Annotated in this window: 14 protein-coding genes; 10 read left to right on the top strand and 4 right to left on the bottom strand. The window is 42.0% G+C overall.

All coding sequences use genetic code 11. The features are described 5' to 3' along the window. The first annotated feature begins 121 nt into the window (after positions 1–121). From WS42_RS12975 to WS42_RS12995, 5 genes are all read left to right on the top strand, one after another. Positions 122–328, top strand: coding sequence for an STAS domain-containing protein (locus WS42_RS12975; RefSeq protein ID WP_286728609.1), 207 nt, complete (start codon positions 122–124; stop codon positions 326–328). Positions 329–553: 225 nt separating this feature from the next. Beyond that, positions 554–1,237 (top strand): response regulator transcription factor, encoded by a 684-nt coding sequence (locus WS42_RS12980; RefSeq protein ID WP_013612011.1) that lies wholly within the window; start codon positions 554–556, stop codon positions 1,235–1,237. Continuing rightward, a complete protein-coding gene (locus WS42_RS12985; RefSeq protein ID WP_046451213.1) occupies positions 1,234–2,520 on the top strand; it encodes a sensor histidine kinase in 1,287 nt (428 codons plus the stop codon). The genes WS42_RS12980 and WS42_RS12985 overlap by 4 nt, the downstream gene beginning before the upstream one ends. An 80-nt stretch (positions 2,521–2,600) precedes the next feature. Beyond that, a complete protein-coding gene (locus tag WS42_RS12990; RefSeq protein ID WP_013612013.1) occupies positions 2,601–3,038 on the top strand; it encodes a PepSY-like domain-containing protein in 438 nt (145 codons plus the stop codon). A 16-nt stretch (positions 3,039–3,054) separates the two neighbouring features. Further along, positions 3,055–3,888 (top strand): PepSY-like domain-containing protein, encoded by an 834-nt coding sequence (locus WS42_RS12995; protein ID WP_046451214.1) that lies wholly within the window; start codon positions 3,055–3,057, stop codon positions 3,886–3,888. Positions 3,889–4,022: 134 nt separating this feature from the next. Here the strand turns inward: WS42_RS12995 and WS42_RS13000 are convergent, their stop codons facing one another. From WS42_RS13000 to aroQ, 3 genes are read right to left on the bottom strand one after another with little or no spacing between them, the layout of a single operon-like run. Continuing rightward, on the bottom strand, positions 4,023–4,805 hold the full coding sequence (locus WS42_RS13000) for a Cof-type HAD-IIB family hydrolase (RefSeq protein WP_046451215.1): 783 nt from the start codon (positions 4,803–4,805) through the stop codon (positions 4,023–4,025). Positions 4,806–4,830: 25 nt separating this feature from the next. Further along, on the bottom strand, positions 4,831–6,228 hold the full coding sequence (gene pyk / locus WS42_RS13005) for a pyruvate kinase (RefSeq protein WP_022159440.1): 1,398 nt from the start codon (positions 6,226–6,228) through the stop codon (positions 4,831–4,833). Between the two features lie 60 nt (positions 6,229–6,288). Further along, positions 6,289–6,711 carry a type II 3-dehydroquinate dehydratase gene (gene aroQ, locus WS42_RS13010; RefSeq protein WP_022159439.1) on the bottom strand — a complete coding sequence of 141 codons (423 nt, stop codon included), beginning with the start codon at positions 6,709–6,711 and terminating at the stop codon, positions 6,289–6,291. A gap of 306 nt (positions 6,712–7,017) precedes the next feature. Between aroQ and xerD the strand changes: the two genes are divergently transcribed. Together xerD and WS42_RS13020 are read left to right on the top strand one after the other, a co-directional pair. Beyond that, positions 7,018–7,941, top strand: coding sequence for a site-specific tyrosine recombinase XerD (xerD, locus tag WS42_RS13015; protein WP_022159438.1), 924 nt, complete (start codon positions 7,018–7,020; stop codon positions 7,939–7,941). Between the two features lie 61 nt (positions 7,942–8,002). Further along, on the top strand, positions 8,003–8,497 hold the full coding sequence (locus WS42_RS13020; protein ID WP_046404020.1) for a hypothetical protein: 495 nt from the start codon (positions 8,003–8,005) through the stop codon (positions 8,495–8,497). Here the strand turns inward: WS42_RS13020 and miaA are convergent. Continuing rightward, entirely contained in the window at positions 8,481–9,401 is a 921-nt protein-coding gene (miaA, locus tag WS42_RS13025; RefSeq protein WP_022159437.1) for a tRNA (adenosine(37)-N6)-dimethylallyltransferase MiaA, read from the bottom strand. The genes WS42_RS13020 and miaA overlap by 17 nt on opposite strands. A gap of 237 nt (positions 9,402–9,638) precedes the next feature. Between miaA and WS42_RS13030 the strand changes: the two genes are divergently transcribed. The 3 genes from WS42_RS13030 to WS42_RS13040 all read left to right on the top strand — a co-directional run bounded on the left by WS42_RS13030 (position 9,639) and on the right by WS42_RS13040 (position 11,044). Beyond that, positions 9,639–10,019: a hypothetical protein gene (locus WS42_RS13030; RefSeq protein WP_140398549.1), complete on the top strand. Its 381-nt coding sequence runs from the start codon at positions 9,639–9,641 to the stop codon at positions 10,017–10,019. Further along, a complete protein-coding gene (locus WS42_RS13035) occupies positions 10,006–10,542 on the top strand; it encodes a GNAT family N-acetyltransferase (RefSeq protein WP_013612022.1) in 537 nt (178 codons plus the stop codon). Before WS42_RS13030 ends, WS42_RS13035 begins: the two co-directional genes overlap by 14 nt. A 100-nt stretch (positions 10,543–10,642) precedes the next feature. Then, positions 10,643–11,044 carry a DUF4890 domain-containing protein gene (locus WS42_RS13040; RefSeq protein ID WP_013612023.1) on the top strand — a complete coding sequence of 134 codons (402 nt, stop codon included), beginning with the start codon at positions 10,643–10,645 and terminating at the stop codon, positions 11,042–11,044. Positions 11,045–11,167: the final 123 nt, after the last annotated feature.

The following is an 11,167-nucleotide window of genomic DNA, read 5'->3' on the forward strand; positions in this document are numbered from 1 at the left end:
CTAAAACTCACAAATTGGGCAGTTAAAGAGTTCTGCTGTCTGATACAAGAGGATAAATTGAATTGATAGAACTCACCTTAAATCAGAATTAAAACCTATACTTTCGCAAGAAGGTAATAAAATGATTTTCGATTTTAAAAACATTGAATTTATAGACAGCAGTGGTATCGGCTGTATTATCTCATTAGTAAAAACAGCCAAAAGCAATCATTCTGAAATCAAATTGTGCAATATATCGTCAGAAGTCATGGACGTTCTGGAATTATTACACTTACCCATGATTCTCGATATCGAACCCGATTTGGCCAGTGCACTGACCAGTTTCTAAAAAAGCTCCCTACCCGGGGTCTTTTTTATCAGATTGAACTTTTTAACCCGAGAATTGCCTGTCAGGCAAATTTTCGATTGGCGAATCCAGAGTCCGACACCATAATAAACAGGAACTCCCGGTTCGCCAATTTATTTCTCCCCTCCAAAACGGAGCAGATTTCCAACCAGGCGATTTCAGTTGTATTTCAGAATTACTATATTTGTTTGTAGAAAAAATGAGTTTATGAAAGTTCTTGTTATAGAAGACGATCCGTCATTACGCGAAATTATTTGCCGTAGCCTCGAGAAAGAAAGGTATGTTACGGAGGAAGCTCCTGATTTTCAAACAGCGTTGGAAAAAACGGCCGATTATACTTACGATTGTATTCTGCTCGACATCATGTTACCGGACGGAAACGGGCTGGATCTGCTGGAAGAATTAAAAAAGGAAAATAAGAAAGAAAATATCATCATCATTTCGGCCAAAGATTCACTGGAGGACAAGGTCACCGGCCTGGATCTGGGTGCCGACGACTATTTACCCAAACCTTTCCATCTGGCCGAACTCATTGCCCGGGTCAAAAGTGTTATCCGTAGAAATCATCATGCCGGTGCCACTTATATCGAATACGGTAATATCCGGATCGACCCGGACCATTTCCAGGTATTTGTTGCAGGTACCCCCATCGAACTGAACCGAAAAGAATACGATATACTACTTTATTTTATCCAGCGTCCCGAAAGAGTAATCAATAAAATGACTCTGGCAGAATCGGTATGGGGAGATCACATCGATCAGGTGGATAATTTCGATTTTATTTATGCCCAGGTGAAAAACCTCCGCAAAAAACTGACCGAAGCGGGTGCAAACGCGGAGGTCAAAGCAGTCTATGGTTTTGGATATAAAATGTCACTTCAAGCCCTATGAAATTAATCTACCGCATCCTGATTCATCTGTCCCTGGCCCTACCGATCATTTTAGCGGCTTGGGGCATACTATTTTATATGGCTATTATAGATGAAGTCAACGATGAAGTAGACGATTCTCTGGAAGATTATTCAGAGGTACTGATCACCCGGGCCTTGGCAGGAGAACAATTACCTTCCCAATCTGACGGTAGTAATAATAGTCATTATCTGATTACAGTAACTGCAGATTATGCCGAGAAACAGAAACGGATCCGGTATTCCGACGAAATGGTCCACATCGAAGCCAAGGGAGAAACCGAGCCGGCACGGGTCCTAAGAACCATTTTCAAAGACAAAGACCGACAATATTACGAACTCACGGTCAGTACTCCGACGATCGAAAAGCAAGACTTACAGGAAGCTATTCTGAATTGGATGCTTCTCCTCTATTTTTCGCTTCTCCTGCTTATTCTTTTGGTGAATACCTGGGTTTACTACCGGAGTATGCGTCCCCTTTATGTGCTACTCAAATGGATGGACCAATATACGATCGGTAAAAGCCAGAGTCCTCCGGATTTGCAAACCAACATCACAGAGTTCCGGAAATTAAATGAAGCAGCCATTCAAACTCACCGACGTAACCAGGCGATCTATGAACAACAAAAACAATTCATCGGTAATGCTTCGCATGAATTGCAGACTCCTCTGGCAATCTGCCAAAACCGTCTGGAAATGATGGCAGAAAGCGAGTCACTTACAGAAGACCAACTGACCGAAATAGCCAAGATCCAACAGACCCTTACCTATATTATCCGACTGAATAAGTCTTTGCTTTTCCTCTCCAAAATAGAAAACGGCCAATTCCAGGAGAGTCAGGAAATTTGTCTGAACGATCTGATCAGCTCACAGCTCGAAGATTACCAGGAGATCTACGACTATAAAAACATCCAAGTCGAAGTGCATCAATCAGCCACTTTAACGGTGAATATGAATGAAACACTGGCAACCGCCCTGATCACAAACCTGCTCAAAAATGCTTTTATCCACAATAAATCACAAGGAAAAATCGACATCGAAATTCAGTCCGATCACCTTACCATTTGCAATACCGGTCACCCGGAAGCACTGGATGCCTCCCGTATATTCCATCGTTTCTATCAAGGCAAACATACCGGTGAAGGCTCCAGCGGCCTGGGCCTGTCTATTGCCGAATCGATCTGCAAATTATATCAGCTTCACATCCGATATTATTATACAGGAAAGCATTGTTTCCAGATCGATTTTCTCAATAAGTCGAAATAAAATTCATTTTTTTCCCGATTTCAAAATCTTTTCAGTTTTGGGTTCTACTTTTGAATTGTAAAACTTAAAATTTGAAAGCTATGAAACAAATCATTTTATTATTTGCCTGCCTGTTCGCTTTGCAGGGCTTAGCGAAAGCCGACGACGATAGAGCAATTACAGTCGATCAACTACCTCAAAAAGCTCAGGAATTTATCCAAAAGTATTTCCCTAAGAATGAAATTTCCCTGGCCAAAATGGAAAAAGACTTTTGGGAAAAGAAATATGAAGTTGTATTTGTCAACGGAGAAAAAGCTGAATTTCTGAAAGACGGCTCATGGGAAAAAGTCGACTGTAAATATTCTACAGTACCGACAGGAATCGTACCTCAAGCCATTAAAGACTACGTAAGCAAACACTACCCGGAAGCTAAAATTTTGAAAATTGAACGGGACAGTAAAACTTATGAAGTAAAATTGAACAATCAGCTTGAACTCGAATTCAACAAAGCGTTTCAACTCATCGATATCGATAATTAATTAAAAATAAATAACTATGAACTTATACGCATTATTTTTCGGATTAGCCCTATTCGGCTTTTGCAGTTGCGACAATGATGATTCGGTAACCCCTGATCCTCAAGCCCGCCAAGCTTTTGAAAGTAAATATCCCAACGCCACACAAGTGGAATGGGAAAAGAAAAACAATTACCTGATAGCAGAATTCATCGACAATCAACTCGACGGGAAAGCCTGGTTCGATGCTACAGGCCAATGGTATATGACCGAAACCGAGTTGACCCACACCAGCCAACTGCCTGAGGACGTACAAAAAGCTTTGGCAAACAGTGAATATGCGCAATGGTATATCGACGATATCGATCGTTTGGAACGTAACGGAACCGAAACGATTTATGTCATCGAAGTGAAAAAAGACAAACAAGAATACGATCTCTATTATTCAGCCGACGGAATTTTGGTCAAAGTTCAGGCCGACCTAACCGATGACGATTACGAAAACTATCTTCCCGACGCCTCGGAATTACCGGCTTCGCTTCGGCAATTCATCCAGAACAAATATCCGAATAGCCGTATCATCGAAACCGAAACCGAACACAACCGTACAGAAGTAGATATCATACACGAAAACCGCAGCAAAGAAGTGATATTCGACGCCTCGGGCAATTGGCTGAATACCCATTACGATGTCCGCCAAAACGAAGTTGAAACCGCTGTAATGAATGCCTTGAAAACTTCGGCTTATGCCGATTATATCATCGACGATATTGAACGTTACGAAACGCCGGATCAAACCTATTATCTGTTCGAACTCGAAAAAGGAGCCAAAGAAATCAAAATAAAAATAGATCTGTCAGGGAAACTGATTTAAACAGTGACAACGGGCAAAACGCACAAGGGTTTGAGATAGTTTCTGAAACCCTTGTAATCGTTTAAACCTATACCGCAGCATAACAGATAAACTCCGGGAACGTATCGATGTGAAATCGGAATTCACCCACACTTTTAAAGTCCGCCGATATGAAAATGTTTCAAGGCATGTACAATACCTTCGTCGTCGACACCGGATGTAACGAAATCGGCGTGCCGCTGCACTTCTTCGGAAGCATTTCCCATAGCCACCCCTATTCCGGCATATTCCAACATAGGAATGTCATTTCCTCCATCCCCGAAAGCCATCGTCTCTTCGCGGGAAATTCCGAAATAAGCCAATATTTTTTCCATTCCGATACTCTTGTTTCCCCCAACCGGCACGACATCGGTAAACAACGGATTCCAGCGGGTAGCCTCACATTCCGGTAAGGCCTGCATAATCCGGGCTTCCTGTTGCTCTGAGAAAAACGCAATCAACTGAAAAACCCCTTCCCGGGTAGCCTCATGAATATCTTTCACTACCGGTTCCGGAAAATCCAGCATCCGGAATACCTCCCGGGTATGCTGATTATTATAGTTGATAAACATATCCTTCTCCCGGACAAAAATACAGGGGAAGGTCTCCTTCTCTTCCTGATACTTTATCAGATGTTCCAAGGCGATCTCCGGAATCATCCTCCGGTAAATGACCCGATCCCGTCCGATATAACAACAACTGCCATTCAGGGTCACATACCCGTCGAACTCCAGATCACCCAGATTATTAATTACTTGTAAATGCCGCCCGGTAGCTATAAATACTTTTATTCCCTGAGTCCTTAACTGCCGGATAGCTTGCCGGGTAGCTTCGGAAACCCGGTGAGTGTGAAAACTCACCAATGTTCCGTCTATATCAAAAAAAACTGCTTTTATCATCCTACACTCCTCTGCCTGTTCCCTGTTATTTTATATCACTGATTTTACAAACTTCAAGGAAAGATGCCCCGCGGACATGTCCGAAACTTCCTCCGATCACCAGGATCTGATCTTCAGGCTGGTAACCGTTCTGCAATAATACCTGTGGAATGTCCCGCATAAACTCATCCCTTGAATGGGGTTTTACGGAAAAATAAGGTCTCACCCCGAAAGAAAGAGCTAATTCGCGCATCACATGTTCGTCGTAACAACGGGCATATACAGGCAAACCGCCCCGAAAAGCCGACAGATAACGGGCTGTACGTCCGGAATTCGTATCTACCACAATCGCCTTGATGGGCAACATGGTAGTCATCCGGACAGCCACTCTGGCCAAAGCTGCTGTAATCTCATTATTAATACGAACTAAATTCCGGTTGGCATCGGGCGGTAAAATCGACTCATTGGCCTCAGCAACACGGCTCATCACTTTAACGGCTTCCAAAGGATAATCTCCATAAGCCGTCTCCCCACTCAGCATAATGGCATCCGTTCCACTGAAAACAGCATTGGCAATATCGCTCACCTCGGCCCGGGTCGGACGCGGATGGTCGATCATCGTGTGCAACATCTGGGTTGCGATGATCACCGGCTTTTTACTCTCGATACATTTATTGACGATATAGCGCTGAATCAGGGGTATCTTTTCAGCATCGATCTCGATAGCTAAATCCCCTCTGGCCACCATCACGCCATATACATGATCGAGAATCTCATCGATATGATTCACCCCTTCCTGATTTTCTATTTTTGCAATAATTTTGATGTTGCTATGCTGTTCATCCAAAATTTGCTGGATTTCCATCACATCCTGCTTATTTCTGACAAAAGAATGGGCGATGAAATCCAATTTATTATCCATAGCGAACTGAATAAATTTCCGGTCTTTATCACTTAACGACTCGAGATGCATGTTCACTCCCGGCACATTGATACTCTTCTTATCTTTTATCTCTCCCGGATTCGAAGCTTCCAATTCGAGACAGTTTTCTTTTTTATCCCGTACGATCAGCTCGACATCCCCGTCATCTACCAGAATTTTATCGCCGATCTGAACATCACGGACAAAATGTTCATAAGACACATGGATCAACTTTTCAGCCACCAAAGTCCGGTCACCCGTCATAAAAATAATTTCCCCCTTCTCGACACGGACAGGCACGACAATATCACAAGTTCTGACTTCGGGGCCTTTGGTATCGATCAACAAGGCGATCTGATCTGAGACAGCACGTACATTCCGTACCACTTTCATCGCTTCGTCGAGCGTCTGGTGAGCAGTATTCAACCGAACCACATTCATCCCGGCTTCATACAACTCTCTTAAAAAGCCTATTTCGCATCTTTTATCCGAAATGGTTGCGACAATCTTTGTTCTTTTCATTTAGTAATTTATTTATCCCGTTATATTTTTATATACGCAATCCGTCCTTTTCCGTATACATTATTTTTCATTAATCAAAGCCAATAAGGCTAATTCATAAGATTTCAGTCCGAACCCCATGATCACGCCCCGGCAAACAGCTGTCAGATAAGAAACATGCCGGAAAGCCTCCCGCCGGGCTGTATTGGAAATATGTACCTCGACCACCGGAGCTTTAACCGCAGCAATCGCATCGGCTAAAGCGATCGAAGTATGGGTATAGGCACCTGCATTCAAAATAATCCCGTCGTAACTGAAACCTACCTCATGGATCTTATCGATCAGTTCCCCCTCTACATTGGATTGAAAACAGGAAATATCCACCGACGGATATTTATCTTTTAACTGACGAAAATAATCTGTAAATGTTTCTTTTCCATACACCTCCGGTTCCCGCACTCCCAGTAAATTCAAATTGGGGCCATTAAGTAATAATATCTGCATTTTCTCCGTATTTGTGATCTAAACTTATTCTACAAAATTACTCATTTTTCTAATTTTTACGTCGGTATTTCAAAATTTCTAATATCAAATTCCTACTTTTTTATTATATTTGTTCAAAATCTCAAATCCATAATAATCAACTTTTTACACAAATGTATTTGTTAATTATTTTACTTTACATAGTTAAATTCAGAAAAATATAAATCGAATAAAAAAAAAAGATATACCTTTAGGCATTAATTAAAAATATACTGTGTGATAAGGTGGACTTTTGTTTAATTATTAATACATATAAATTTGACAACAATGACTTGGGAAGATGCTATTGAAAGTTACAAAACTTATCTGATTTTAGAAAAATCACTTTCATCGAATTCAGTAGAAGCTTACTTAAACGACATTAAGAAGCTGGCAAAGTATTGCGCTGACAAACATCACGTTACAACGCCTGATGCGATATCCTACGACCATCTGAAAGATTATTTGATGTTTATAAACGAAGTTGGAGTTACCAATCGTACACAAGCGAGATGTATTTCCAGTATTCGTTCATTTTATAAATTTTTAGTATTCGACGGACAGTTGGAAAACAATCCGACCAAATTACTCGAAGCTCCGAAAATCGGACGGAAATTACCGAACATCCTGACAACCGAAGAAATCGACGCCATGTTGAATTCTGTAGAGATGTACAAACCGGAAGCCCAGCGTAATAAAGCCATTATCGAAATGCTTTATTCCTGCGGATTACGCGTTTCAGAGCTGATCAGTATAAAATTATCCAACATCAATTTCCGTCAGGGAGTTGTGAAAATCGAAGGGAAAGGGAACAAAGAACGGATGATTCCACTGAGCAAAAATGCAAAACAGGAAATCAAACAATATATGAAAGTATACCGCGATTACCTGGAAATTGAAAAAGGATACGAAGATGTTTTATTCCTGAACAAACGGGGAACTGCTCTTTCGAGAGTAATGGTGTTCAATATTATCAAACACCTGGCTACCCGTGCCGGAATCAAGAAAAATGTGTCTCCTCATACTTTCCGTCATTCTTTTGCTTCTCATTTGGTGAGTGGAGGAGCAGACCTGAGAGCGGTACAAGATATGTTGGGACATGAATCCATCCTGACAACAGAAATTTATACCCATCTCGACGATCATTATCTGAAAGATACAATTAATAAATTTCACCCGCGTTCCAAAGGGAATGAGGAAGAAACGAAATAATAAATAAAAAAAGAGCGTGAACAACGCTCTTTTTTTTATCTTCGCGGCAAAATAAAATACGATGGAGAATAACGAGGAAATACTAAAGAAAATCAGCAGCGGAGATCCCGAAGCAATCGCAGAAGCAGTTGATACCGTAAAGGAAAACGGCGACCTGGTTATTGCCGGTAAATTACTGGACATCCTGTCCCAGCCTCTCGCACCGTCGACAATCACTATCATCGCCAATTTGCTGGCCGATATTAAAGATAATCAGTTCAAAGACCTGTTAATCCAAAAACTGGAACAGACTTCCGAAGGAACGCTCAAGAAGGAATTGCTTCGGATTGTCTGGGAATCTTCATTGGACTACTCCTCCTATTTAGATCATTTTTTACAAATCTTGCAGGAGGACGATTTTACTGTAGCTTTCGAAGCTTCCACAGTGATTGAAAACCTGGTCCCTCACCTGATGCCAGAACAACGGACAAAATTAACCGACATACTGCAAGTATTTCCCGAGGACAAAAAGTTTTTAGCTGAAAATATACTGGAAGAACTCAGTTATCAGGAGTGAGCCACCACCTTTTTACGGTCTCTACTTTTTCTTCCATAGGTATCCCGGATTCCAACCAATGGATATCGAATCCATCGCGTTCCATTTTCCGGAACCAGGTCATTTGCCGTTTAGCAAACTGATGAATGGCCACGTTCAATTGTTGCACCATTTCCTCATAGCCCAACTGTCCGGTCAGGTACAGCGTCAGGTATTTATATTCCAAACCGTAATAAATCAAATCTTCGGGCTTCACACCACTTTGCAAAATCCGTTCCACCTCCTCCACCATGCCCTGCTGCAAACGGGCATGTAATCGCTGCGTGATACGCTCACGCCTCACCTCCCGGCTCACACCTACCCCGACAACCAAAGGATGGATCTGAGGAAAGTCTTTCTCCTCATAAGGATGTGTCTTATAATATTCTTCAATTTCTATCGCCCGGATGGCCCGTTTAGGTGTATCTATCTCTGTCGTATTATGTAATTTCTTATATGTCGCCAAACGAGCGGCCAATTCCGGCAAAGACAGTCCGGCCAATGAAGCCCGCAAATCCTCGTCGACCGGTACAGCCAGTAACTTATACCCTTTCAACACAGCCTCCACATACAAGCCACTTCCACCGCATAACACAGGCAAAACACCCCGCTGCCTGCAATCTTCCCAAACCTTCACAAAGTCCGACTGATATTCAAAGACATTATATTTATACCCAGCCTCCACAATATCGATCAAATGGTAAGGAATTTTTTTCCCCTCCCATACATACTCATCCAGATCCTTACCAGTCCCGATATCCATCCCCCGATATACTTGCCGGGAATCGGCACTGATGATCTCTCCGCCGAATGCAGCAGCCAAACGAACAGCCAAATTCGTCTTTCCACTCGCAGTCGGTCCGACGATACACAACAAATCAAACATTTTATCTTCGATTACGTATTACCCAAGCAAAGGTAGTGAAAATATAAATGATAAATTAATTACAAGCCAAAAGGAGTTAAATACGGAGTAAAAAAACTATATTTGTAAAAGATGGAAATTTCCATTCGGATAAGGGAAAAGTTAAGAAAAGGATTGATTACAGTATGTCTGTTTTACTGCGGTTTTCATTCCGCTCTCTTAGGTCAATCTTTATCCAGAAGCAAACAAAACAATAATATGGTAACGAGTCGGCACTATTCTTCGGCCTTTGCAGGTCCGCAAAATAAAGTCGTATCCTCCTTTTCTTTCGGAGAATACGACTTCCGGGATACTCTCCCGGGTAAAAACTATACCATACAATTATTCACGTCGTTCGATACACCGGCAGATCCGATTCTAACAGAAAGCAACAAAATAAAGATCATCCGGATGGGTGAATTATACCGGTATATTTTCTCTCAATACCATGCACTGGACACTGCCCGTCAAGCGTTAATCCCTATTCGCCGATTATACCCACAAGCCTGCATCCGGGAATACCAGGAAGGAAAATTAGGCCCTATTATAGATATGAATATTGACCATAGAATAAATGACAAAACTTATGATGCAAGATGAAAACATTCTGATCCGGGCACTCGAACCCGAAGATTTGGAGTACCTCTACAAGTGGGAAAACGATATGGACCTTTGGGATGTCAGTGACACCCTGACCCCATTCTCTCATTTCACACTGAAAAAATACATTGAAAATGCCCATGTAGACATTTATACCAGCAAGCAATTGCGGCTGATGATTACACGTGTCGATACCCAAGAGCCCATCGGACTGATCGACCTGTACGATTTCGACCCTTATCACCAGCGGGCCGGCCTGGGAATCATGATTCACAATATGGAAAACCGCAAACAAGGCTATGCCAGCTCGGCGATTAAGCTCATGCTGGATTATTGTTTCGAAACCCTGGGCTTGAATCAGGTATACAGTAGTGTGCCCAGTTGTAACGTGGCCAGTCTGAAACTCTTCGAAGCCACGGGCTTTACCCAAACCGGTTACCGGAAACAATGGTTAAAAAGGGGTAATGAATGGGAAGATGTCATTTACTTCCAGCAACTTGCCTCTACCTGGAATAACAACTAAATAATCTCTCATATGCTATAAACCTTTGTTCGGATAGATTGTCTTATATAATATAAAACCAATTTTTATAGAAAACATTTATTGAACTAAAAAAGCGATTATGAAAAAGTTAGTATTCTTAGCCACCACATTATTGATGTTCCTGGCCATAACAGTAAATGCCCAACAAAGGGGCCCGCGTGAACGAATGACTCCGGAACAGCAAGCGACCCGGACGGTCGAACGCCTGACCACCGAATTAAAGTTGACAGACAAACAACAGGCAGACCTGAAAAAATGGTATACCGAATCGTTCAAAAAGCGTGAAGAAGCCATGCAGAAAAACCGGGATAACCGTGAAGCCATGCGTGATCAAATGAAAAAAGACCGTGAAGCTGCAGACGCCGAACTAAAAAAAGTATTGACCGAAGAGCAATATAAAACCTACAAGGCCAACGAAGAAAAACGCATGAAAGAGTGGCAACAAAGAGGTCGTCAAGGTGGCGGACACCCTCAACGATAAAATAATTGATAACCTGAAAGCAACAACTTTCAGGTTATTTTTTATCTGTAATAGTCAAGACTTGTTCTGACAGCTTGTTTAGTATCGGACAAAAAAACTGTCAGCTGTTTGTTGCGAAGTTAC

The organism is Odoribacter sp. N54.MGS-14 (assembly GCF_000980295.1).
Taxonomy (GTDB): Bacteria; Bacteroidota; Bacteroidia; order Bacteroidales; family Marinifilaceae; genus Odoribacter; species Odoribacter splanchnicus.

What these genes read in the sequence shown, in the direction of transcription:
- WS42_RS12975 (WP_286728609.1), top strand. Translation starts at nt 122, where the DNA reads ATGATTTTCGATTTTAAAAACATTGAATTTATAGACAGCAGTGGTATC.
- WS42_RS12980 (WP_013612011.1), top strand. Translation starts at nt 554, where the DNA reads ATGAAAGTTCTTGTTATAGAAGACGATCCGTCATTACGCGAAATTATT.
- WS42_RS12985 (WP_046451213.1), top strand. Translation starts at nt 1,234, where the DNA reads ATGAAATTAATCTACCGCATCCTGATTCATCTGTCCCTGGCCCTACCG.
- WS42_RS12990 (WP_013612013.1), top strand. Translation starts at nt 2,601, where the DNA reads ATGAAACAAATCATTTTATTATTTGCCTGCCTGTTCGCTTTGCAGGGC.
- WS42_RS12995 (WP_046451214.1), top strand. Translation starts at nt 3,055, where the DNA reads ATGAACTTATACGCATTATTTTTCGGATTAGCCCTATTCGGCTTTTGC.
- WS42_RS13000 (WP_046451215.1), bottom strand. Translation starts at nt 4,805, where the DNA reads ATGATAAAAGCAGTTTTTTTTGATATAGACGGAACATTGGTGAGTTTT.
- pyk (WP_022159440.1), bottom strand. Translation starts at nt 6,228, where the DNA reads ATGAAAAGAACAAAGATTGTCGCAACCATTTCGGATAAAAGATGCGAA.
- aroQ (WP_022159439.1), bottom strand. Translation starts at nt 6,711, where the DNA reads ATGCAGATATTATTACTTAATGGCCCCAATTTGAATTTACTGGGAGTG.
- xerD (WP_022159438.1), top strand. Translation starts at nt 7,018, where the DNA reads ATGACTTGGGAAGATGCTATTGAAAGTTACAAAACTTATCTGATTTTA.
- WS42_RS13020 (WP_046404020.1), top strand. Translation starts at nt 8,003, where the DNA reads ATGGAGAATAACGAGGAAATACTAAAGAAAATCAGCAGCGGAGATCCC.
- miaA (WP_022159437.1), bottom strand. Translation starts at nt 9,401, where the DNA reads ATGTTTGATTTGTTGTGTATCGTCGGACCGACTGCGAGTGGAAAGACG.
- WS42_RS13030 (WP_140398549.1), top strand. Translation starts at nt 9,639, where the DNA reads ATGGTAACGAGTCGGCACTATTCTTCGGCCTTTGCAGGTCCGCAAAAT.
- WS42_RS13035 (WP_013612022.1), top strand. Translation starts at nt 10,006, where the DNA reads ATGATGCAAGATGAAAACATTCTGATCCGGGCACTCGAACCCGAAGAT.
- WS42_RS13040 (WP_013612023.1), top strand. Translation starts at nt 10,643, where the DNA reads ATGAAAAAGTTAGTATTCTTAGCCACCACATTATTGATGTTCCTGGCC.